Genomic DNA, 22,990 nt, shown 5'->3' with positions numbered 1-22,990 from the left:
GGACCGATGGAGCTGTCGCTGGCGACCCACACCGTGGGGGAGCACACGGTGCTCTCCGTCGGCGGCGAGGTGGACGTCTACACCGCGCCCCGCCTGCGGGAACGGCTCCTGGAGCTGATCGACGGTGGGGCGCACCGGATCGTGGTCGACCTCGGCCGGGTGGACTTCCTCGACTCGACCGGCCTCGGGGTCCTGGTCGGCGCGCTCAAGCGGCTCCGCTCGATCGGCGGTACGTTCGCCCTGGTCTGCGACAAGGAGCCGCTGCTCAAGATCTTCCGGATCACCGCGCTGGACCAGGTCTTCCCGTTGCATGCCACGGTCGACGCGGCGGTCGACGCCGACCCGACCGGCACCGGCGCGTGATGGCGACGGTCCGGCTCTCCTTTTCGCCCGCACCGGTGCACGTCCGCACCGCCCGCCTGGTCGGGGTCGCCGTGGCGCGACGGGCCGGGGTCCGCGAGGACCTGCTCGACGAGGTGCGCCTGGCGATCGGTGAGGCGTGCACCCGGGCGGTCGCCCTGCACCGCCAGTACGGCCTGCCCGATCCGGTGCTGGTGGAGATGTCCGACGGCGCGGCGTACGCGGTCCGGGTGGTGGACCGGGCCCCGATCGAGGCGAGCATCGGCCTGACCGCGCTCCCGCCGGACGAACTGGCCAACGAGTCGCTGACCGACGAGGCGCTCACCACCGGCGTCGGGTTCGCCCTGCTCGCCGGCTTCGTCGAGGATCTTCAGGTGCGCCCGGTCGACGAGGGCATCGGCACCGAGGTCCGGATGGTCTGGCCGGTCGGCCGCTGACCCACGTTCGCCCGGTCGGCCGCTGACCCACGCCTGGCCGGTCGGCCGCTGACCCACGCCTGGCCGGTCGGCCGCTGACCCACGCCTGGCCGGTCGGGGTGCGCCTCGCTGATCCACCCGCCGGACCGGCGAACACGGTCCGTGTCGTCGCGGTCACCGCTATATCAGATTTTCTCATCTAACACAGCGATGAAGATCATCGCCGCCGCGCGCCCCCTCGGTGTGACCTCCAACACGATGTGGGGCTACAGTACCCGGGTTGTCAGCAAGTGATCCGACCCGCAACCAGCGGGTATCGGTGCCGGTCGCTGGTCCGCCAGGGCAGGCCGGCGCGCTTGCACTTTCGCATCCGGGCGTCGGTCGGTGCGTCTCCACCGTCGGCGCGAGTGCACGGTACAGGAGGACATAGATGTCCGGGACTCTGGCCGCCCAAGGTGGCGAGCTCTCCCTCACCGGTGCCAATCTGACGTACGTCGTCATCGCCGCGGTTGTCGCGTTGGTGGCGCTCGTCTTCGCCGCCACTTTGACCAGGACCGTCCTGGCAGCGGGCACGGGCACCACCAACATGCAGGAGATCTCCGGAGCCGTCCAGGAGGGCGCCTCGGCGTACCTGCTGCGACAGTTCCGGACGCTGGCGATCTTCGTGGTCATCGCCGTGGTGTTGCTCTTCCTGCTGCCGGTGCACGACACCGCCGGCAGCGAGACGCTCGTCAAGATCGGACGGTCGGCGTTCTTCGTGGTCGGCGCGCTGTTCAGCGCGTTCATCGGCGGCGCCGGGATGTGGCTGGCCACGCGGGCGAACCTGCGGGTCGCCGCCGCCGCCCGGGAACGCGAAGGGGGCCGCGAGGCGGCCATGAAGATCGCGTTCCGGACCGGCGGGGTGGTGGGCTTCCTCACCGTCGGGCTCGGCCTGGTCGGCGCGGCCGTGGTGGTCCTGCTGTACCGGGGCGACGCGCCCACCGTGCTGGAGGGCTTCGGCTTCGGCGCCGCCCTGCTCGCCATGTTCATGCGGGTCGGCGGCGGCATCTTCACCAAGGCCGCCGACGTCGGCGCGGACCTGGTCGGCAAGGTCGAGCAGGGCATCCCGGAGGACGACCCGCGTAACGCGGCCACCATCGCCGACAACGTGGGCGACAACGTCGGCGACTGCGCCGGCATGGCCGCCGACCTCTTCGAGTCGTACGCGGTCACCCTGGTCGCCGCGCTGATCCTGGGCCGTGCGGCGTTCGGCAACGAGGGCCTGGTCCTCCCGCTGATCATCTCCACCATCGGCGTGCTGGTCGCGATCGTCGGCGTCTTCATCACCCGGCTGCGCGCCTCGGACCGCAACGGCCTGACCGCGATCAACCGGGCCTTCTACTCCTCCGCCGTGATCTCCGCCGTGCTGGTGGCCGTCGCCTCCTTCGTGTACCTCCAGCCGGCCTGGGCCGACCAGCTCGGCGAGCAGTGGCGCACGACGCTGGGCGTCGACGGCGGCGACCCGCCGCTCGGCCCGCGCGGCACCGTCATCGCCGCCGTGGTCATCGGCATCGTGCTGGCCGCCGCGATCCAGGCGCTGACCGGCTACTTCACCGAGACCAACCGGCGGCCGGTGCAGGACATCGGCAAGAGCTCGCAGACCGGCCCGGCCACCGTCATCCTCGCCGGTATCAGCGTCGGCCTGGAGTCGGCGGTCTACTCCGCGCTGCTGATCGGCGCCGGGGTCTTCGGCGCGTTCCTGCTCGGCGGCGGGTCGATCACGCTGTCCCTGTTCGCCGTCGCGCTGGCCGGCACCGGGCTGCTCACCACCGTCGGCGTGATCGTCGCGATGGACACCTTCGGCCCGATCTCCGACAACGCCCAGGGCGTGGCCGAGATGTCCGGTGACATCGACGAGCACGGTGCCCGGACGCTCACCGAGCTCGACGCGGTCGGCAACACCACCAAGGCGATCACCAAGGGCATCGCCATCGCCACCGCCGTGCTCGCCGCGACCGCGCTGTTCGGGTCGTACACCGACACCCTGCGCACCGCGTACGCCGACGCGGGGGTCGGGGACGTCGGCGCGGAGATCCTCAACTCGCTGAACGTGGCGAACCCACGCAACCTGGTCGGCCTGATCATCGGCGCGGCGGTGGTGTTCCTCTTCTCCGGGCTCGCCGTCAACGCGGTGTCCCGCTCGGCCGGGGCCGTGGTGATGGAGGTCCGCCGGCAGTTCCGCGAACTGCCCGGGATCATGGACCGCAGCCAGCGCCCCGAGTACGGCAAGGTGGTCGACATCTGCACCCGGGACGCGCAGCGCGAGCTGATGACCCCGGGCCTGCTCGCCATCCTCGCCCCGATCGCGGTCGGCTTCGGCCTCGGCCCGGGTGCGCTGGCCGCGTACCTGGCCGGCGCGATCGGCGCGGGCACGCTGATGGCGGTCTTCCTGGCCAACTCGGGCGGGGCCTGGGACAACGCCAAGAAGATGGTCGAGGACGGCGCGTACGGCGGCAAGGGCTCCGAGGCGCACTCCGCGACGGTCATCGGGGACACCGTCGGTGACCCGTTCAAGGACACCGCCGGGCCGGCGATCAACCCGCTGATCAAGGTGATGAACCTGGTCTCGCTGCTGATCGCCCCGGCCGTGGTGGCCTGGAGCGTCGGCGACGACCGCAACACCGCGCTGCGGATCGGCATCGCCGTGGTGGCGACGCTGATCGTCGTCGCGGCGGTGGTCTTCAGCAAGCGCAAGGGGGTGGCGATGTCCGACGCCGACGACGCCGGTGCCGGCCACTCCGACCAGCGGCCGGAGACGGTCACCGCCTGACTCCGGCACCCCGCGGAGCACGGCACCCGTGCCGGGCCCCGGCCGACCAGCACCGGCCGGGGCCCGACCGGGCTCCACCGGGCCCCGGCCGGGCCCCGGGACGGACGGGTCGCCGGGGTACCCCGGCAAACCTGACGGGTGGCGGGTGCCGCCGGAGGCCGTACCCTGCAACGCATGCGTACCTGCCGGGCGACAGCCGCCGGAAAGCTGACGGTGCTCCTGGCCACGCTCCTGGCGCTCGCCGGCTGTGCCAGCGGTCCCGCCCCCCGGGCCTGGGCCGCCTCGGTCTGCGAGGCGCTCGCGCCCTGGCGGGCGGAGATCAGCAAGTTGACCAGCAGCACCCAGCAGCAGATGACCGCGCAGACCACCCCCGCGCAGGCGAAGGAGAATCTGGTTCGACTCTTCGCCGGCGCGGCCGAGGCGAGCGAGACCGCCCGCCGCAAGGTGGCGGAGGCCGGGGTGCCCCGGGCCGACCAGGGCGAGGAGGTCTCCACCGGCTTCCGCGCCTCGCTCGGCAAGGTGCGGGACGCGTACGGTCGGGCCCGGGACACCATCGACGGGCTGAGCACCAGCGAACCCGAGGCGTTCTACGAGGGGGTCCGGTCCGCCGTGGCGACGCTCAACGAGGAGTACGACGCGAGTGCCCTGGACACCAGCCGGTTGCACTCGACAGAGCTCAAGCAGGCCTTCGACGAGGTCCCGGAGTGTCGCTGACGCAGCCCGAACCCGTAGCCGGTCCGGCCCCGGAGCTTCCGCTAGACCCGGCCGGGCCGCTCCCGGCTGAGCCCGTCCGGCCCGTCGCACCTCCGTCGCCCCGGCAGTCGGCCCCCGGGTCCCACCGCCCGCCCGCCGGGACCGAGGCCGGCGGGCGGCAGCTCTCGCTGTTCGGCGCGGAGGCGGCCGAGCCCGCCGTGGCCGATCTCGCCGGCCTGCTCGCCGGGCCGGGTGAGGTGGTCCGGATGGGCGGTACGGCCCGACTGGCGATCGTGCTGGACGACGCCTGGCGGGTGCACGTCCTGGTGGCCGAGCTTGCCCGCCGTGGGATCTCCGCCACCTGGGAACCGGTCGGCGGGCAGTACGCCGTCCGCACCTCGTACGCCAGCACCCTGGCTCCGCTCGCGGTGGCCTGGCTGCGCGGCGGCGTCCAGCGCCCGCCCGCCGGGTTCCACCTCAACGGCCGGCGGCTGCGCCTCTGGCTGGCGGCGGCGGGCAGCGCCGACCCGGCGGGGTTCCGGCTCGGGCTCGGCGCCGACGAGGGCGGCTGGGCGCCGGTCGGTGCCGCGCTGGCCGCCGTCGGCCTGCCCGGGGTGCTCCTCGACGCGGCGGCCGGCGGCCCGGCGTACCGGATCACCGGTCGTCGTCGCGTGGCCCGCCTGGCCGAACTGGTCGGCGACCCCCCGCCCACCGTGCCGCCCACGCACTGGCCCACGCCACCGCCCGGCCCGCCACCCACCCCGGTCCCCGCCCCGGAGCGGTGATGACGAAGTTCGCCTCGGGCAGACCGGACCGGGTGTCGCACAAATCCTGATCAACCGGGTCGAACGAGGGTGGGGGTGTCCGATGGGGGACAGCCGGGAGGCTGGTTTGCGACAGAAGATGGGCAGGTCGTGGCTCAGCCGGGGGCCCGGTTTCGTCGCGCTCACCCACTGCGTGCCCTACTCACGGTGTACGGTGGCGCCGTTCGGGACGGGCGGGCCCCGGTGACGTCGGCCGCCACCACCGTGGCGGGACGGGTCACCGCCCGCGAAACCCGAAACGCGGACAACGCGTTACGTTGGACGTCCGGACCGCCGGTGGCCCGGAGGCGGTCCGCGCCTGATCATCATGATCAGTCGATGGGCCACGAGCAGGAGTGAGGTCGGGGAGTAACGTGCCGAGCAACGCCAGGACCACCCGTCTGGTCATCGTCGAGTCACCGGCGAAGGCCAAGACGATCTCGGGCTACCTCGGCCCGGGGTACGTCGTGGAGGCCAGCTTCGGTCACGTCCGCGACCTGCCGCGCAACGCCGCCGACGTGCCCGCCAAGTACAAGGGCGAGCCGTGGGCCCGGCTCGGGGTCGACGTCGACAACGGTTTCCACGCCCTCTACGTGGTCTCCCCGGACCGCCGGCAGCAGATCAGCAAGCTGACCAAGCTCGCCAAGGAGGTCGACGAGATCCTCCTGGCCACGGACGAGGACCGCGAGGGCGAGGCGATCGCCTGGCACCTGGTGGAGACCCTCAAGCCCAAGGTGCCGGTCAAGCGGATGGTCTTCCACGAGATCACCAAGCCGGCGATCCAGGCCGCCGTCGCCAACCCCCGGGAGATCGACCGGGACCTGGTCGACGCCCAGGAGGCCCGGCGCATCCTCGACCGCCTCTACGGCTACGAGGTCTCCCCGGTGCTGTGGAAGAAGGTCATGCCGAAGCTCTCGGCGGGCCGGGTGCAGTCCGTGGCGACCCGGATCGTGGTCGAGCGGGAGCGGCAGCGGATGGCGTTCCGCTCCGCCGAGTACTGGGACATCCTGGCCACCCTCGCGGTGGTCCAGCCCGGGGACGGGCCGCGTACCTTCAACGCGACCCTGGTCGCGCTGAACGGCGACCGGATCGCCGCCGGCAAGGACTTCGAGCCGACCACGGGCCGGGTCCGGCCGGGCGCCGGGGTGGTGCACCTGGACGCCGGGGGCGCCCGGGGGCTGGCCGCCCGGCTGGAGGGCCGGCCGTTCACCGTCACCCGGGTCGAGGAGAAGCCGTACCGCCGCCGGCCGTACGCGCCGTTCATCACCTCCACCTTGCAGCAGGAGGCGGCCCGTAAGCTGCGGTTCTCGTCGCAGCAGACGATGCGCACCGCGCAGCGGCTCTACGAGAACGGCTACATCACCTACATGCGGACCGACTCGGTGAACCTGTCGGAGACCGCCATCGCGGCGGCCCGCCGGCAGATTGTCGAGCTGTACGGCGAGCGCAGCGTGCCGCCGGAGCCGCGCCGCTACACCGGCAAGGTGAAGAACGCCCAGGAGGCGCACGAGGCGATCCGCCCCGCCGGGGACAACTTCCGCACCCCGGGCGAGGTCGCCAACGAACTCTCCACCGAGGAGTTCAAGCTCTACGAGCTGATCTGGCGGCGGACCATCGCCTCGCAGATGACCGACGCGGTCGGCTCCAGCGTCTCGGTGCGCATCCGCGCGGTCTCCTCCGCCCAGGAGGAGGCCGACTTCGGCGCCACCGGCAAGACCATCACCGACCCGGGCTTCCTGCGCGCCTACGTCGAGTCCAGCGACGACGAGAACGCCGAGGCGGAGGACGCCGAGCGCCGGCTGCCGAACCTGGTCAAGGACCAGCCGCTCACCGCCGACGAGCTGGCCGCGCAGGAGCACCACACCCAGCCGCCGTCGCGGTACACCGAGGCGTCGCTGGTCAAGGCCCTGGAGGAGCTGGGCATCGGGCGTCCGTCCACGTACGCCTCGATCATGCAGACCATCCAGGACCGGGGGTACGTGGTCAAGCGCGGCCAGGCGATGATCCCGTCGTTCCTCGCGTTCGCGGTGATCGGGCTGATGGAGCGGCACTACCCGCGCCTGATCGACTACGACTTCACCGCCAGCATGGAGAACGAGCTGGACGAGATCGCCGGGGGCGACCACGCCGCCGTCGACTTCCTGACCTCGTTCTACTTCGGCAGCACCAACGGGGCCGGGGACCAGACCATCGCCCGCTCGGGCGGGCTGAAGAAGCTGGTCACCGAGAACCTCAGCGAGATCGACGCGCGCAGCGTCAACTCGATCCCGCTGCACACCGACGAGGAGGGGCGCGAGGTCGTCGTCCGGGTCGGCCGGTACGGGCCGTACCTCCAGCGGGAGCTGCCCGGCGGGGAGCCGGCGGCCCCGGCGGAGGGCGAGGAGGGCGGCGCCCAGGGCGACCGGGCCCCGATCCCCGAGGGGCTGGCCCCGGACGAGTTGACCCCGGAGAAGGTGCACGAGCTGTTCCTCGGCGGTGGGGGCGAGCGCAAGCTCGGCGACGACCCGGCGACCGGGGAGCCGATCGTGCTCAAGTCCGGCCGGTACGGCCCGTACGTCTCCAGCGGCGAGCGGAAGTCGTCGCTGCTGCGCTCGCAGTCGCCGGACTCGCTCACCTTCGACCAGGCGTTGCAGTTGCTCAGCCTGCCCCGGCTGGTCGGGGTCGCGCCGGACGGCGCGGAGGTGTTCGCCAACAACGGTCGCTACGGCCCGTACGTCAAGCGTGGTGACGAGTTCCGCTCGCTGGACTCGGAAGACAAGATGTTCACCGTCACGCTGGACGAGGCGCTGGCGCTGCTGGCCGCCCCGAAGACCCGCCAGCGTCGGGCCGCCGCGCCCCCGCTGCGGGAGATGGGCGTCGACCCGGCCACCGAGAAGCCACTGGTCATCAAGGACGGCCGGTTCGGCCCGTACGTCACCGACGGGGAGACCAACGTCTCGCTGCGGCGCGGGCAGACCCCGGAGGCGCTGACCATCGAGGAGGCCGCCGAGATGCTCGCCGAGAAGCGGGCGAAGGGGCCGGCGCCGAAGAAGAAGGCCGTCAAGAAGGCCGCGGCCAAGAAGACCACCGTCGCCAAGAAGACCACGGCCGCCAAGTCCACCACCACGAAGACGACCACCGCGAAGGTGACCGGGGCGACCGCCGGCAAGGCCACCCCGACGAAGGCCGCCAAGAAGGCCACCCCCGCCAAGAAGGCCGCCCCCAGGAAGGCCACCACCCCCACCGACTGACCCTGTCCCAGCGGAAGACCTTGGAAGGAATCGGCCCCTCGAAGGGCCACATTCTTCCAAGGTCTTCTTGCTGGGCGGTGCGTTGTCCACAGGGGCAGCGGAGAACGGGCGCGGTTGGGCAGGGTGGGCCGGTGGCGACCGGTGCGGGTGCTGGCTGGACAGGTGCGGGGTGGGGGCGGGCCTTGCCCGGTGACACCGCCGACGAGTTGACCTGGCTGCTCTGTCAGCAGGAGGACGTGATCGCTCTCGACCAGGCCGGTCGGTACCTGTCCCGCAAGGCGATCCGGCACCGGGTGGCCACCCGCCGCTGGCGGCAGGTCCACCGAGCGGTCTTCGTCACGCACAGCGGCCCGGTCAGTGCGGCCCAACTCCGCTGGATCGCGGTGCTGGCGGCCGGGCCGGAGGCGGTGCTCGGCGGGCTGACCGCCGCCGAGGCGGGTGGCCTGCGCGGCTTCTCGACTAAGGTCGTTCACCTGCTGCTGCCCGCCGACCGTCGGCGCGGCCCGCTGCCGCCGGGTGTGCGGCTCCACCGCACGACCCGGCTGCCGGCCGAGGATGTGCTCGACATCGGTACGCCCCGTCGGACCAGGCCGGCCCGGTCGCTCATCGACGCGGCACAGTGGGCCGACAGCGACGCCCGGGCGCGGGCCGTGATCGCCGCCGGCTTCCAGCAACGCCTGGTGGGCGGGGACGATCTGCACCGGGTGCTCGACCGTCTGCCCCGGGCCAACCGTCGGAGGCCGATCCTGGAGATCGCCACCGACGCGGCCGGTGGCGCGCACTCCCTGGCCGAGTTGGACTTCCTCGGCCTGGTCCGGCGGGCCGGGCTGCCCGAGCCGACCCGGCAATGGGTACGCCGGGACTCGGCTGGCCGCCGCCGCTACCTTGACGCGTACTTCGAGCAGTGGCGGGTGCACGTGGAGATCGACGGTGGGCAGCACCTCGACCCGCAGACGGCATGGTCGGACATGCGTCGCCAGAACGACCTCTGGATCGACGGCGACCGGGTGCTCCGCTTCCCGGTCTGGGCGCTCCGAGCCCACCCCGACCAGGTCCTCACCCAACTCCGCGCCGCCCTCCGCCAAGCCGGCTGGTCCGCCTGACCCCCTCCCGTGTGAGGACCTTGGAAACGGCCCCCGCAAGGGCCGTTTTCCTCCAAGATCTTCCCGGCTCCGGCTCCGGCTCCGGCTCGCTCTCCGGTTGTCAGGGGCCGAGGATGTGCTCCAGGTGGGGGTTGGCGAGGACGCGGTGCGGGTCGAGGCGGTCGCGGAGGCGTTGGAAGTCGGCGAACCGGGGGTACGCCCCGGCGAGCGAGGCGGCGTCGCGCCAGTGCAGCTTGCCCCAGTGCGGCCGGCCACCGAGACCGGTCGCCACCTGCTCGAAGGCGCGGAAGTACGGCTCGTACGGCATGCCGACGTACTGGTGCACGGCGACGTACGCCGAGTCCCGGCCGTGGCTGTGCGACAGCCAGATGTCGTCGGCGGCGGTGAACCGTACCTCGGCGGGGAAGAGCACCCGGAAGGGCAGGCCGTCGACGATGCGCCGGAGCGCGTCGAGCGCCTCGGGGAGGGCGGCGCGCGGGAGCGCGTACTCCATTTCGGTGAAGCGGATCCGGCGCGGGCTGCAGAAGACCCGGTCGGACCGGCCGGTGTAGTGGCGTTCGCCCAGCGCGCGGGTGGTGACCGCGCTGAGCGTCGGGGCCAGCGCCGGCAGCGCCCGGCCGAGCCGGCAGGCCCCGCCGAAGACGGTGTTGGCGAGGAAGTCGTCGTCCAGCCAGCCGCGCCACCGGGGCAGCGGCCGGTCGTCGGCCGGTACCCGGTCGTTGGTCTTGACCTGCACCCGGTCGGTGTAGGGGAACCAGAAGAACTCGACGTGGTCGTGCGCCTCGACCAGCGCCGGCAGGTCGGCCAGGACGGTGGTGAGCCGGTCGGGGCGGTCGTGGGCGTGCAGCACGAAGGCGTCGACGCACTGGAGGGTCACGTCGACCAGGACGCCCAGCGCGCCGAGGGAGACCCGGGCGGCGGCGAAGGCGTCCGGGTGCTCGTCGGCGGAACAGCGCAGCACCTCGCCGGTGCCGGTGACCAGGGTCAGCGCCGTGACGGTGGTGGACAGGCAGCCGAGTGCCGCCCCGGTGCCGTGGGTGCCCGTGGAGATCGCCCCGGCGACGGTCTGCGCGTCGATGTCGCCCAGGTTCGGCATGGCCAGGCCGTGCCGGGCGAGCAGACCGTTCAACTCCCGTAGGGTGAGCCCGGCCGGTACGGTGACCTGCCGCCGTGCGGCGTCGATCTCAATCCCGGCACGGGGCGGGTCGGCGTCCGGGCCGCCGGTGCCGCCAGCGCCGGGGCGGGACGGTTCCAGGCGGTACCCGTCGGTGGTGGCGAGGGCGGTGAAGGAGTGGCCGCTGCCGACCGGGCGGATCCGGTGGCCCCGGGCGACGGCGGTCCGGACGGCCTCGGCGACCTCCTCGGCGGAGCCGGGGCGCAGCACGGCGGCGGCGGTGGCCCGCTGGTTGCCCGCCCAGTTCGACCAGTCGACACGCGGTGCGGCGGTACCGGCCATCGGAACTCCTCGAAGTGAATATGAACCGTCTTCATAACAGGAACGTTGTGCCTGGTAAATACCGCAATCGAGGTCGGCTCGTTAGAACCGGTAGTCACACAGTCGTGACGTGCAGATATGTTCATCCGTCGAAGGGGGGTGGCGCCGAGTGTCCACACCAGCCGCCACGACCGGGCCGCTGCGCCGGGTACCGGTGCAGGGTCGAAGCGTCGCTCGGGTCCAGCGGATGCTGGACGCCTGCGCCGAGCTGGTCGACGAGGTGGGGTACGAGGGCCTGACCACGACCCTGCTCGCCGAGCGTGCCGAGGTGGCGATCGGTTCCGTCTACCAGTTCTTCCCGGACAAGCGGGCGATCGTGCAGGCGCTGACCCTGCGGACCATCGAGTCCTACCTCCAGCGGCTCGACGAGCGCTTCGCCTCCGACGACCTCACCCACTGGTGGGACGGGGTCGACGCGGGGATCGACGAGTACATCACGATGCACCGGACGGTCCCGGGGTTCCGTACCCTCCACTTCGGCGACGTGGTGGACCTGCACCTGCTCGACGAGAAGCGGGACAACAACGGTGTGATCGCCGACCAGCTCGCCCGGGTGCTGATCGAGCGCTTCGGCATCGCCGACGAGCCCCGGCTGCGCTTCATCCTGGAGATCGCCGTCGAGGCCGCGGACGCCCTGATCAAGCTGGCCTTCCGCCGGTCGCCGGACGGGGACGAGCGGGTGCTGACCGAGGCCAAGGCGCTGATCCGGGAGTACCTGCACCGGCAGGTCGACGCCCCGGCCGAGCGCACCCCGCCCGGCTGACCACCCGCCGGCACCGGGTAGGCCGGTCCCGAGTGTTCCACCGCCGGTCAGAGGAACGCCCGCCCCTCGCCCCGGTAGGTGGGCACGGTGTCGACCACCTCGTCGCCCACGACCAGGTGCAGCTCGTTGACCCGTTCGCACAGCTCACCGGCCTTGGCGTGGCGGAACCAGACCCGGTCGCCCACCCGTAGCCCCACCGCCCCGGGGCCGGTGAGCGGGGTCTGCACCTCCCCGGCGCCCTCGGATCCGACCATCCGCAGCCCCGCCGGCAGCCACGGGGTGGGCAGCCGGCTGGTGGCGGGCGGGCCGGAGGCGACCCACCCACCGCCGTGCACGGTGACCATCCCGGGCGTCGGGCGACGGACCACCGCGCAGGCGAAGTAGGCCGCCGGGGTGGGACGCCAGCCCCGGTACCCGTCGAACAGCGCCGGCCCGTACAGGCCGGACCCCGCGGTGACCTCGGTGACCGCGGGATCGGCGCTGGTGGCCGCCACGCTGCCGGTGCCGCCGCCGTTGACGAACTCCAGGTCGGCGTGTTCGCGGACGGCGCGCACCGCCGCGCCCCGGCGGGCCAGCAGTTCCCGGTACGACCGGCGCTGCACGGCCCGGATCGCGGCGCCCAGCGCGGCCTGCCCGGGGGGCGCGTCGCCGAGGCCGGCGATCTGCGCCTCGTACGCCATCAGCCCGACCAGCGTGAACCCGGGCCGCCGGGTGACGGCGGCGGCGAACGCGCCGGCCGCCCGCGCGGAGTGCACGGGGGACCGGCGGACCCCGATGTGCACCCGTGCGCCGAGGGGCCGCCAGGAGGCGTCCAGGTCGAGGCAGACCCGTACCTCGGGGCGACCGGCCGGGGCGCGGACGGCGTCGACCAGGTCGAGCTGCCCGGGGTCGTCCACCATCAGGGTGACGGTCCGGGCGAGCGTGGCGTCGCCGGTCAGCTCGGCCAGCGCCGCCCGGTCGACGGTGGGGTACGCCACCAGCACGTCGTCGGTCACCCCGCTGCGGGCCAGCCAGATCGCCTCGGCCAGGGTGAACGCCATCACGCCCCGCCAGCCGGGCCGCCCCAGGGCCCGGCCAACCAGCGCCCGGCTGCGGATCGACTTGCTGGCCAGCCGGAGCGGCTTGCCCGCCGCCCGGTCGGTCAGGGCGACCGCGTTCGCGTCGAAGGCCGCGAGGTCGACCACCGCGTACGGCGGGTCGAGATGGGCCGTCGCCCGTTCGAGTCGCTCGCGAAGTTTGTCACGTTCAGTGGTCACTGGTGCACGCTAACTGTCGAGACGGTAATGCGAAATACCCTCACCTCTGCCGGGCTGCGGGTGGTGGCGGCGGCCACCTAGGCTGCGGCGAGCAGGCAATGTCGCGGCGGGGCGACTCCCCACCGGGACTAGAGTGTTCCACCGGGGCGCCCAGCGATGGGCCGGCACGCGGAGGTACGGCCATCGACAGCCAGCAGCACGGCGAGCCGTCCGGCGTGTCGCCGACCAGCGACGCCGGAGCCACCGACCAGCCCACCGGCGAGTCGACCCGGCAGCCCGGCGGTGCGCCGGCCGCCGGCAAGGCCGACCTCTCCGGGTACGCGGGCATCCGCTCGGTGCTGCGGATCCGGCCGTTCCGCCGGCTCTGGATCGTGCTCGGCGCGGCCTCCTTCGGTGACTGGCTGGGCCTGCTCGCCACCTCGGTCTTCGCCGCCGCCCAGGTGCAGGGCAGCACCGCCCAGGGTGCGGCGTTCGGCATCGTCATCGCCATCCGGCTGCTCCCCGCGCTGGTGCTCGGGCCGATCGCGGGCGTCTTCGCCGACCGGTTCGACCGGCGCTGGACGATGGTCATCTGCGACGTGCTGCGGTTCCTGCTGTTCGCCTCGATCCCGCTGGTCGCCCTGCTCGGCGCCAGCGGGCCGGTGGTGGTCGGCTGGGCCACCGTGGCGACCTTCCTGATCGAGACGGTCACCCTGCTCTGGATCCCGGCCAAGGAGGCCGCGGTCCCCAACCTGATCCCCCGGGCCCGGCTGGAGGCGGCGAACCAGCTCACCCTGATCACCACGTACGGTCTCACCCCGGTGCTCGCCGCGCTGGTGATCGCGGTGCTCGACGCCAGCGTCCGGGGGCTGAGCGGCGGCGACCTGCCCGACTGGGCCGAGCCGGCGCAGTTGGCGCTCTGGTTCAACGCCCTCTCCCGGCTGGCCACCGCGCTGGTGGTCGCCTTCGGCATCAAGGAGATCAGCCAGAGCCGCGCCAGCGAGCAGGAACGCACCGAGCAGACCATGGTGCGCCAGTTCCTCGACGGCTGGCGGTTCATCGGGCAGACGCCGCTGGTCCGGGGTCTGGTGCTGGGCATCTTCGGCGCCTTCGCCGGCGGCGGCATCGTGATCGGTACCGCCCGCTTCTTCGCCAACTCGCTGGGCGCCGGTGACGCCGCGTTCTTCCTGCTCTTCGGGGCGATCTTCATCGGGCTGGCGCTCGGCATCGGGCTCGGCCCGATGATCGTGCGGGACATGTCCCGCCGCCGGTGGTTCGGCATGAGCATCGTGCTGGCCAGCGCGTCCGTGATGACCCTGGCGTTCGCCATCCACCTGTCGATGGCGATGGTCGGGGCGGTCCTGGTCGGCGCGGGCGCGGGGATGGCCTTCCTCGCCGGCACCACCCTGCTCGGCGGGGAGATCGCCGACGAGGTGCGCGGCCGGGTCTTCGCGGTGGTCCAGATCGGCACCCGGATGGTGCTGATCCTGGCGATCGGCCTGAGCAGCCTGCTCGCCGGGGTCGGCGGCTCGCGCGAGCTGAACATCGTCGACCTGGGCATCTCCGTCTCCTCGACCCGCCTGCTGCTGCTCGCCGCCGGTGCGGCCGGGATCTTCGCCGGGATCAGCGCGTTCGGCCAGATGGACGACAAGAAGGGGGTGCCGGTCCTCGCCGACCTGTGGGGCTCGATCCGGGGCCGCCCGCTGATGCCGGCCGAGCCGTTCGTCTCCGCCGGGCTCTTCGTGGTCTTCGAGGGCGGCGAGGGCGCCGGCAAGTCGACCCAGGTCAGCCAGCTGGCCGGGCGGCTCGACGGGCAGGGCCGGGAGGTGCTGGTGACCCGGGAGCCGGGCGCCACCGGGGTCGGCGAGCGGATCCGCGCCCTGCTGCTGGGCACCACCTCGGCCGACGCGCCGTCACCGCGCGCCGAGGCGCTGCTCTACGCCGCCGACCGGGCGCACCACGTGGCGACCGTGGTCCGGCCCGCCCTGGTCCGGGGCGCGGTGGTGATCAGCGACCGGTACGTCGACTCGTCCCTGGCGTACCAGGGGGCCGGGCGGACCCTGCCGGTGGACGAGGTCTCCTGGCTCTCCTCCTGGGCCACCGGCGGGCTCAAGCCCGACCTGGTGGTGCTCCTCGACGTCGATCCGCGGACCGGCCTGTCCCGGGTCGCCGCGCGCAGCGCGGACGCCGACCGGCTGGAGGCCGAGTCGGTCGCCTTCCACGAGCGGGTCCGGTACGCCTTCCTCGACCTGGCCGCCGCCGACCCGAAGCGGTACCTGGTGCTGGACGCGTCCCGCCCGGCCGAGGAGATCGCCGAGCTGGTCGCCCGCCGCGTCGACGAGCTGCTGGCCGAGCCGGAGGGCCTGGTCAGGCCCCGCCCGACCGAGCCGCCGGAGACCCCCGGGCGGCCGGAGTTATCCGACGAGGAGTTGGTGACCGTGAGGCACCGGACCTGATGCCCGACGTCTTCGCCGAGCTGGTCGGGCAGGACGAGGCGGTCGACACCCTGCGTCGGGCCGCCACGGCCGCCGCCGGTGTGCTCCAGGGCACCGCCGCCCCCGGGGCCGGGATGACCCACGCCTGGATCTTCACCGGGCCCCCGGGGTCGGGCCGGTCGGTCGCCGCCCGCGCCTTCGCCGCCGCCCTCCAGTGCGTGCACGGCACCGGGTGCGGCGAGTGCCCCGGCTGCCACACCACCCTGGCCGGCACCCACGCCGACGTCCGGCTGGTGGTGCCGGAGGGGCTCTCCATCGGGGTCACCGAGATGCGGGCCCTGGTGCTGCGCGCGGCCAGCACCCCGTCCGGCGGGCGGTGGCAGGTGGTCGTGGTGACCGACGCCGACCGGCTCACCGAGGCGGCCGGGAACGCCCTGCTCAAGGCGATCGAGGAGCCGCCGCCCCGGACGGTCTTCCTGCTCTGCGCCCCGTCCACCCACCCGGAGGACGTCTCGGTGACCATCCGGTCGCGGTGCCGGCTGGTGCCGCTGCGGCAGCCGCCGTCCGGCGCGGTGGCCGAGGTGCTGGTCGCCCGGGACGGCATCGACCCGGAGGCGGCCGGGTGGGCGGCTGCCGCCGCGCAGGGGGACGTCGAGCGGGCCCGGCTGCTGGCCCGGGACCCGCAGGCCCAGCAGCGGCGGGCGGCGGTGCTGGCGGTGCCCCGCCGGCTGACCGGGGTCGGCGCGGCCCTCGACGCGGCGTCGGCGCTGATCGAGGCCGCCGAGGCGGAGGCCGAGGCGGCGGTGGCCGAGGTCGACGCCGCCGAGAAGGCCGCGTTGCAGACCGCGCTCGGCGCGGGCGGCACCGGGCGGGGCGCGGCCGGGGCGGCCCGCGGCAGCGCCGGGCAGATCAAGGAGCTGGAGAAGCGGCAGAAGTCGCGGGCCACCCGGGCCCAGCGGGACGCCCTGGACCGGGCCCTGGTCGACCTGGCCGGGTTCTACCGGGACGCGCTGACCGCCGCGGTCGGCGCGCCCGTCGCGCCGGTGCACGCCGACACCGCCGAGCTGGCCGGGGCGGGGGCGCGCAAGTGGGCGGCCGAGGGCGCGTTGCGCCGGCTGGAGGCGGTCCTGACCTGCCGGACGGCGATCGCGGCGAACGTCAAGCCGCGGATCGCGGTGGAGGCGATGATGCTCGCCCTCTGGAAGGGCTGACGTCCCGCGCGGGCCGTCCCGGACGGCCGCCCACCGCCCCCGAAAGCTGACTGCTCGGTCAGGAAGGGATGACTCCTCGGGCCGGCGGCGGTGACCCCTCGGTCCGGGCCGGCCGCCCGGCTGTCCACAGGCATCGACAGGTGCAATTGGTGTGCGGTACGGTCCCCGGTGATGTCGCCGTGACGGCGGTGGCACGCTGCGTGAGGCAGTGCCGGGGAGGGGTCGCCGATGCCGCGGGGGGAGATCGACGAGGCCTGGATCGAGGAGGCGGTGCGGCGGTACCGCCGGATCGAGACCCTCCAGGCCGAGTTCGACCAGGCGGTGGCGACGGTCGAGGTCACCGTCCGGTCGCCGGACGGGCTGGTCGAGGTGGTGGTGGCCGCCGACGGCCGGATCACCGACGTGCGCTTCCTCGGCCCGCTGCACTCCCGGGACCCGCGTGCCGTCGCCGCCTCCGTGCGGTCCGCCATCACCGCCGCCGCCGACGCCGCCCAGTGGGCCCGGGAGAAGCTGCACAACGAGACCTTCGCCGCCTACCGGCCGCTCGCGGGGGCCTGAGATGGAGCCGCTGCGCGCCCTCGCGGCCCGCCTCGACGAGGCGAGCGTCACCCTGACCGACCTGGCCCGCCGGGTGACCGCCACCGACCCGGCCCACCCGGCCTTCGGTGCGGACGCCGCCGGTCGCCCCGGCGAGATCGGCCGGGCCCTGCACCGCCGGTGGACCGCCGCGACCGACGAGCGGGCCCGGGAGGCCGAGGCCGCCGCCGCCCGGCTGGCCGCCGCCGCCATCGCGGTGCGGGAGGCCGCCGAGCGGTACGCCGACACCGACGCCGCCGCCCGGGACCGGTTGACCGGCCCGGGCCACTCGCCCGGCGCGGAGGTCACCGGGTTCCGCCCGACCGGCCCGGCGCACCGCCCGGCCGGCGTGGACGTCCCGGGGCACCGGCTGGCCGGCGTCGACGCCGTCGGCCACCGGTGGCGCGGGGAGCGGTGATGGACGCCCTGGACCGCCTCGCCGAGCCGGGGCTGGACCTGCTGCGCCGGGTCGACACACTGCTCGCCGCCGGAGCGCCGGAGGGGCACCCCGTCTGGCCGCTGCTGCGCCGGCTCCAGGTGCTGCCGGGGGAGGCGGTCCGTGGCTTCCTCGACCTGCACCCGGCGCCGCTGACCACCGCCGGCCACGCGGTGCGCCGGCTCGTCCGGGGGTACGACCAGGCCAGCGCCACGCTCACCGACCCGGTCGCCTGGTCCGGTCCGGCCGCCTCGGCGTACGGGCAGTCCCGGTCCGCCCTGCTGCGGCATCTCGACGAGGGGCCGGACAGCCTGGTCGGCAGGCTGGAGTCCACCGCCGGGTACGCCGACGCGCTCGCCGACTGGGTGGACGGCAGCCGGGCCGCGCTGGCCCGGACCCTCGCCGAGGTGCTGGGCTCGACCGAGGCGGTGGCGGTGGTGGCGGCCACCTCGCCCCGGGCGGCCGAACGGGAGCCGGGGTCGGGTCGGGCCGGTGCCGCCGAGGCGGCCGAGATCGCCCGCCGGGTGCTCGCGGTGCTCTCGGTGGCCTACGACGGCGCGGAGACGCTGCTGCGGGAGTGGTCGCCGAGCCTCGGCCCCGCGCCCTGGCGTCCGCCGGTCGAGCGTCCGGTGCGCCCCGACACCCCGACCCGGCTGGGCTGGTGACCCGGCCCGTCCACGGTGGAGTGGCGCGGCGTCGCGCAGCCCGTCCGAGGTTCCCGGTGGACGGGGCGCGACGCCGCGGCCCTTTCCTGCATTCCCCGCAGGCCTGCCTCCACTCAACGCCGCCGACGGTCCGCTGTCTCCCCGCCGCACCATGATTCAGCCGTCCGGGCGAGCCGGGACCGGCCGTCGGGTCGAGCGGGCCGGTGCCGGACGGCGGCTCGACACTCGGGTCGGTCGATTCGATCACCGTGGATCGTCGCGGGGGGTGACCGTCCGGCCACACCTGTCCGGACGGGTCGGGTCGGCGCGTCGTAGGGTGGGGGCATGGGCATGCTCTGCGCGGTCAGCTTCAACCGGTACGGGCGGCTGTACTACCTCGACCCGGGGGAGCTGCGCCCGCAGGTCGGCGACAAGGTGCTGGTGCCGACCGACGACGGGCCCGAGGTGGCCGAGTGCGTCTGGGCCGCCCAGTGGGTCACCGACGACACCGACGGCTTCCCCCGGCTGGCCGGGCTGGCCCGCGAGGAGGACCTGCGCCGGGACGAGACGCTGCGGCGGCGCAAGGCCGAGGCGAAGGTCGCCGCGAAGCGGCTGATCCGGGAGCACGGCCTGCCGATGAAGGTGGTGGCGGTCGACCACGTCCTCTCCACCGGGGAGGGCGGCAGCGACCGGACCACGATCTACTTCACCGCGCCGCACCGGGTGGACTTCCGCTCCCTCGTCCGGGACCTGGGCGCCACCCTGCACTGCCGGGTGGAGCTGCGCCAGCTCTCCGCCCGGGACTCGGCCCGGGTGCAGGGCGGGATCGGATCCTGCGGCCGGGACCTGTGCTGCGCGACCTTCCTCAACGACTTCGAGCCGGTGACCATCCGGATGGCCAAGGACCAGGACCTCCCGCTGAACCCGCTGCGGATCTCCGGGGCGTGCGGCCGGCTGATGTGCTGCCTCAAGTACGAGCACCCGCTGTACGCGAAGTTCCAGGAGTCCGCCCCGGCGATCGGTGCCCGGGTCTCCACTCCGGAGGGCGAGGGCAAGGTGGTCGGCCACAGCGTCCCCCGCGACGCCGTCACCGTGCGTCTGGACGCCGACGGCTCGCGCTCCATGTGCTCCCGTGCCGACGTCTGCGGCTCCCGTCGCGCCTACGACAGCCGGGACCAGTCGGGCCCGCAGAGCGTGGCCCGCTGACCGGCGTACGGAACTACCTGTCCTGACCCCCGCCCGTCGGGTGGGCCGCTGCCGGGGTGGCCGTCGGGGCGACGACGACCGGCGGTTCGGCCAGCCGGGGCCGCAGCGGGCCGGCGGGGACCAGCCAGGACGACTCGGGGTCGGGGTCGGGGTTGACCCGCCAGCGCCGGGCCACCCGGTCGACGGCGATCGGGTACACGGTCAGCGTCCCGTCCGGGTCGATCCTGATCCGCAGGAACGCCTTGGCGTCCTCGATGCCCTGCCCGGCGAAGAGCTCGTTCAGGTTCACCCCGAACGTCCCGGCGAGCAGCAGGTACCCGGCCACGACCTGGGTGGCCACCAGCCCGGCGACCGGGCCGTACAGCACCGCCGCGGCGAGCGCGGGCAGCGGCCAGACCCAGTCGTGGACGGGCAGGCTCAGCCAGGCCCAGGTGCCGGCGGCGGCCAGCCCGATGTGCGCCAGGCCGTGGCCGGTGCCGAGGATCCAGTGCCGGGCCTGCCGGTTGCCGCTGGCGGTCGGCGGCTTGGCGAAGAGGGCCGCCCCGAGCAGGGTCACCACCAGCATGATCACCAGCGGGACGCTGAACAGCCGCTGGTCGGTGCTGTCCACGTCGTTGGCCGCGACCCCGGCCATGGCGAGCATCAGCAGCGTGTGCAGGATGCCGAGCAGGGTGGCGAAACCCGGGTTGCGGCGGGGCAGCCGGGCGAAGACGCCCCAGCCGTACCGCCGGGACCGGGCCGCCTCCGGGTACCGGCCGGCCAGCTCGTACTCACGGGTCTTGCTGGCCCGGCGGGAGAAGGTGTCCCGGGGCGGCACCTCGATCCGCTCGGGCAGCCGGTGGGTGGGGGAGAGGTACGCCCCACCGCCGCCGCAGGTGATCAACTGCCGGTCCGGGCCGGAGTACCGGGCATAGTGGTGCGAGTCGCCGGTGAGGATCAGGCGGACCCGGGCCCCGGTCGGCGCGATCACCGTGCGGATGAAGTAGTCGATCGAGTCGTACGCGGTCCGGTCCTGCACGGCCTTGACCCAGGTCGGCGCGGGCACGGCCAGGATCACCCGGGAGTGCGGGCCGAGCCGCCCGGCCACCTGGTGGAAGTAGGTGAGCTGCGGGTCGTCCAGGTAGGAGCCGGACTGGTCGTCCAGCCCCAGCAGCCACCAGTCGGCCGGTAGCTGGACGGCGAAGTACGACCGGGTCTGGCCGGTGCCCCAGCCGCCGAAGTGCCGGTCCCGGGTCCGCACGAACAGGCGCAGGAACGCGGTCAGCCCGTCGTACCAGTCGTGGTTGCCGGGGACCGCGAAGAGGGTGGGCCGCTCGGGCGGGGTGGCCGGCAGGGCGGCCTGGTACGGCCCCTTGCACCGGTCCTCGTACGCCTCGTAGCCGGCCGACGGGTAGACCTGGTCACCGCCCATCACCAGGGTCTGCGCCCGGGGCAGCCGGTGCCCGTCGACGGTCAGCTCCCGCTGGGCGAGCAGGTAGGCCACCGAGTACGTGGCGTTGAAGCCGTCGCCCAGGTCGGCGACGTAGTCGAGCCAGAGCCCGCCGTCCGGCCCCACCTGCCGGGACACCCCGTCGCCGAAGGCCCGTTGCAGTTCCCGCTTGTCCAGGTACGCCCCGAACAGCATGGCCAGCAGGGTCCGCAGCCCGGTGCTGATCAGCAGCAGCGGCGCGAGCCACGGCACCGGCTTGCGGGGCGTGAACCCCAGCTCACGCGGGTCGGTGGTACGCGGCCGGTGCGCCGGCCGGCCACCGGCCGCCTCGCTGGCGTGCGGGTCGTCCGGGTCGACGACGGGGGTGGAATCGTCGCTCACCCGGCGCAGCGTAGTGCCGCTTCCTGGGAACCGCTGTCCGCCGACCGACGCCCGGCGGGTCCGCTGTCCGGCCCGCCGTGGATACGGGGATCCCGCTCGGCCCGGGGGCGCTCCGTGCCGTACACTTGACGATCGTTGCCGCCTTAGCTCAGTCGGCTAGAGCGACGCACTCGTAATGCGTAGGTCGACGGTTCGATTCCGTCAGGCGGCTCGGTGAGGGAAGACCCTCTGACCTGGGTAAACACCCAAAGGTCAGAGGGTCTTTCCGTGTCTCGCAGAGATCAACAGTGTACGAACCGGTGCACTACCGGTCGGGAACCGGCGGGTGGACAACCGCCTGATCTGGGCCACCGGCCACCGCGTCGTAGAGCACGTCCAGGCGTACGGCGACCCGCACGCACCATGACCGCGCACACGCGCCCGGCCCTGAGCACTCCGGCAGATGCCCGCGCACCCACAGCATGCCGACCGGTGCCGGTGGGTCGGCCACCCCCTGCACCGCCACGGTCCGCACCTCCAGCGGCGTCGCTCCGGGCAGACCCAGGTGGCTCGCCCACTCGCCGGCGGCGAGCGACAGCCGGGTGCCGGCCGGCACCCTCAGCACGCTCATCGGGCAGCGCCCACGCCGGCGGCATCCGCGAGCGCCAGCAGGAGCGGATCCGGCCGGTCGGTGCGGGCCAGCATCCTGGCCAGGGTCGTGCGACCAGTCGGCCGGACCCGAACCTCTGCGGGCGCGAGCCGGTCCGCGTCCAGCAGTGCCCGGCCGGCGGCGACCAGGTCACCGGCCAGCACGTAAGCCGGTGCGACGTCGACGAGGTGCGCGGCCCGGTGTTCGAGGGGCAGCAGCGGCCATCCGGGGCCGGCCGTGAGGTCTTCGTGCAGGTCGACAGCGCTCCGACCCTCGCCCAGCGCTGCCGCTGCGGCGATTCGGGCGGCCGCGACGGCCGCGCGCTCTGCCCCGGACGGCTCGGTCATCCCGTGTGCGTCGTCCAGGAGTTCGGTCACCGTCGGCCGGTCGCGGTGTTCGGCGGCGGCGAGCGCGGCCTGGAGCAGCAGCATCACGCACGCGGCCCGTTCGGCGGGCGTGCCGGCTTCGTCAGTGAGTGGTGCGATCTGGTGTGCGCTGACGATCGCTGTCTCGAAGGCCTGGCGGTGGCGGCCGGCGGCGCGCAGGGCCTGGCCGAGTGGCGCGGCGGCGACGGCCGCCAGTAGCGGATCATCCGTGCTGGCGGCGACGGCCAGGCCCCGGTCGGCGGCCAGCCATGCCAGGTCGACCACGCCGAGTTTCACCAGGGCCAGGGTGGTGAGCCGGTACGCCTGGACCTGTTGGTCGACCGCCATCCGGTGGCTGTCGTGGAGCAGGCCGGGCAGGAGTTCGAGCAGCACCTCGTACCGGCCGTGTCCGTACACCGCGTCGGCGTGTGCGATGCGTGTCCGGTACCGGTCGGGTTCGGGTGCCGGTGCGGTCGGGCGGGCCGTCAGGGCGGGGTGCCGGGTCAGCGCCGCCCGGACGGCCTGGACGCCGTCCGCCGCCTCGGCAGGAGACTGCGTTGGCTCGGGGCGGTGGTCACCGGCGAGCAGGATCTCGGGGTCGAGGGCGAGTATCTGGGCGACGTCGTGGATCACCGACACCCGGTCGAGGGACCGCACGCCGCGTTCGACCTTGTCCACCCAGCTCTTGGACTTGCCGAGCCGGTCGGCGAACTGCTGCTGTGACATGTTCCGCCGGCTCCGCCAGTACGCCACCCGCCGGCCTATCGGGACC

The 22,990-nt window shown here is 74.0% G+C and carries 18 protein-coding genes, 1 tRNA gene and 1 pseudogene; 15 read left to right on the top strand and 5 right to left on the bottom strand.

The window, feature by feature from the left end; genetic code table 11:
• Positions 1–6 precede the first annotated feature (6 nt).
• From ACQUFX_RS23645 to ACQUFX_RS23615, 7 genes are all read left to right on the top strand, one after another.
• Positions 7–363, top strand: coding sequence for an STAS domain-containing protein (locus tag ACQUFX_RS23645; RefSeq protein WP_428962489.1), 357 nt, complete (start codon positions 7–9; stop codon positions 361–363).
• Positions 360–797 carry an ATP-binding protein gene (locus tag ACQUFX_RS23640; RefSeq protein WP_067373953.1) on the top strand — a complete coding sequence of 146 codons (438 nt, stop codon included), beginning with the start codon at positions 360–362 and terminating at the stop codon, positions 795–797. Before ACQUFX_RS23645 ends, ACQUFX_RS23640 begins: the two co-directional genes overlap by 4 nt.
• A gap of 409 nt (positions 798–1,206) precedes the next feature.
• Positions 1,207–3,585 (top strand): sodium-translocating pyrophosphatase, encoded by a 2,379-nt coding sequence (locus tag ACQUFX_RS23635; RefSeq protein WP_428962488.1) that lies wholly within the window; start codon positions 1,207–1,209, stop codon positions 3,583–3,585.
• 174 nt (positions 3,586–3,759) lie between these two features.
• Positions 3,760–4,299, top strand: coding sequence for a hypothetical protein (locus tag ACQUFX_RS23630; protein WP_067370488.1), 540 nt, complete (start codon positions 3,760–3,762; stop codon positions 4,297–4,299).
• The gene (locus ACQUFX_RS23625) at positions 4,290–5,063 is read left to right on the top strand and encodes a hypothetical protein (RefSeq protein WP_428962487.1); all 774 of its coding nucleotides are present in this window, start codon (positions 4,290–4,292) and stop codon (positions 5,061–5,063) included. The genes ACQUFX_RS23630 and ACQUFX_RS23625 overlap by 10 nt, the downstream gene beginning before the upstream one ends.
• A 392-nt stretch (positions 5,064–5,455) precedes the next feature.
• Complete coding sequence (gene topA, locus ACQUFX_RS23620; RefSeq protein ID WP_428962486.1) at positions 5,456–8,311, top strand: type I DNA topoisomerase; 2,856 nt, start codon at positions 5,456–5,458, stop codon at positions 8,309–8,311.
• 182 nt (positions 8,312–8,493) lie between these two features.
• Positions 8,494–9,414, top strand: a complete 921-nt coding sequence (locus ACQUFX_RS23615) for a DUF559 domain-containing protein (RefSeq protein WP_428962485.1) — start codon at positions 8,494–8,496, stop codon at positions 9,412–9,414.
• Between the two features lie 100 nt (positions 9,415–9,514).
• On the opposite strand, the gene ACQUFX_RS23610 is transcribed toward ACQUFX_RS23615, so the two are convergent.
• Positions 9,515–10,870: a D-arabinono-1,4-lactone oxidase gene (locus ACQUFX_RS23610; RefSeq protein WP_428962484.1), complete on the bottom strand. Its 1,356-nt coding sequence runs from the start codon at positions 10,868–10,870 to the stop codon at positions 9,515–9,517.
• Positions 10,871–11,096: 226 nt separating this feature from the next.
• Here ACQUFX_RS23610 and ACQUFX_RS23605 point away from each other — a divergent pair, with 226 nt between their 5' ends.
• Positions 11,097–11,672, top strand: coding sequence for a TetR/AcrR family transcriptional regulator (locus ACQUFX_RS23605; RefSeq protein WP_067370477.1), 576 nt, complete (start codon positions 11,097–11,099; stop codon positions 11,670–11,672).
• A 47-nt stretch (positions 11,673–11,719) separates the two neighbouring features.
• On the opposite strand, the gene ACQUFX_RS23600 is transcribed toward ACQUFX_RS23605, so the two are convergent.
• Positions 11,720–12,928 (bottom strand): amino acid deaminase/aldolase, encoded by a 1,209-nt coding sequence (locus tag ACQUFX_RS23600; RefSeq protein ID WP_428962483.1) that lies wholly within the window; start codon positions 12,926–12,928, stop codon positions 11,720–11,722.
• A 98-nt stretch (positions 12,929–13,026) separates the two neighbouring features.
• On the opposite strand from ACQUFX_RS23600, the gene tmk reads away from it, so the two are divergent.
• From tmk to ACQUFX_RS23570, 6 genes and pseudogenes are all read left to right on the top strand, one after another.
• Positions 13,027–15,363 carry a dTMP kinase gene (gene tmk / locus ACQUFX_RS23595; RefSeq protein ID WP_428962482.1) on the top strand — a complete coding sequence of 779 codons (2,337 nt, stop codon included), beginning with the start codon at positions 13,027–13,029 and terminating at the stop codon, positions 15,361–15,363.
• Positions 15,363–16,553 carry a DNA polymerase III subunit delta' gene (locus ACQUFX_RS23590; RefSeq protein WP_428962481.1) on the top strand — a complete coding sequence of 397 codons (1,191 nt, stop codon included), beginning with the start codon at positions 15,363–15,365 and terminating at the stop codon, positions 16,551–16,553. The genes tmk and ACQUFX_RS23590 overlap by 1 nt, the downstream gene beginning before the upstream one ends.
• Positions 16,554–16,781: 228 nt before the next feature.
• The gene (locus ACQUFX_RS23585) at positions 16,782–17,111 is read left to right on the top strand and encodes a YbaB/EbfC family nucleoid-associated protein (RefSeq protein WP_067370469.1); all 330 of its coding nucleotides are present in this window, start codon (positions 16,782–16,784) and stop codon (positions 17,109–17,111) included.
• Between the two features lies 1 nt (position 17,112).
• Positions 17,113–17,409: pseudogene (locus tag ACQUFX_RS23580) on the top strand (hypothetical protein); the annotation flags it as partial.
• A gap of 137 nt (positions 17,410–17,546) precedes the next feature.
• Positions 17,547–18,230, top strand: coding sequence for a hypothetical protein (locus ACQUFX_RS23575; protein ID WP_428962480.1), 684 nt, complete (start codon positions 17,547–17,549; stop codon positions 18,228–18,230).
• 324 nt (positions 18,231–18,554) lie between these two features.
• Entirely contained in the window at positions 18,555–19,415 is an 861-nt protein-coding gene (locus ACQUFX_RS23570; protein ID WP_428962479.1) for a PSP1 domain-containing protein, read from the top strand.
• Between the two features lie 13 nt (positions 19,416–19,428).
• Here the strand turns inward: ACQUFX_RS23570 and ACQUFX_RS23565 are convergent, their stop codons facing one another.
• A complete protein-coding gene (locus ACQUFX_RS23565) occupies positions 19,429–21,234 on the bottom strand; it encodes a metallophosphoesterase family protein (protein ID WP_428967050.1) in 1,806 nt (601 codons plus the stop codon).
• 128 nt (positions 21,235–21,362) lie between these two features.
• Here ACQUFX_RS23565 and ACQUFX_RS23560 point away from each other — a divergent pair.
• Positions 21,363–21,436, top strand: a tRNA-Thr gene (locus ACQUFX_RS23560).
• A gap of 93 nt (positions 21,437–21,529) precedes the next feature.
• Here the strand turns inward: ACQUFX_RS23560 and ACQUFX_RS23555 are convergent.
• Complete coding sequence (locus ACQUFX_RS23555) at positions 21,530–21,835, bottom strand: hypothetical protein (RefSeq protein ID WP_428962478.1); 306 nt, start codon at positions 21,833–21,835, stop codon at positions 21,530–21,532.
• Positions 21,832–22,971, bottom strand: a complete 1,140-nt coding sequence (locus ACQUFX_RS23550) for a helix-turn-helix domain-containing protein (RefSeq protein WP_428967049.1) — start codon at positions 22,969–22,971, stop codon at positions 21,832–21,834. Before ACQUFX_RS23550 ends, ACQUFX_RS23555 begins: the two co-directional genes overlap by 4 nt.
• Positions 22,972–22,990 lie beyond the last annotated feature (19 nt).

It is taken from the genome of Micromonospora fluostatini (assembly GCF_050410825.1).
Classification (GTDB): Bacteria; Actinomycetota; Actinomycetes; order Mycobacteriales; family Micromonosporaceae; genus Micromonospora; species Micromonospora rosaria.
Note: the sequence above shows the minus strand (reverse complement) of the source record. Positions and strands in the feature narration are given on the sequence as shown.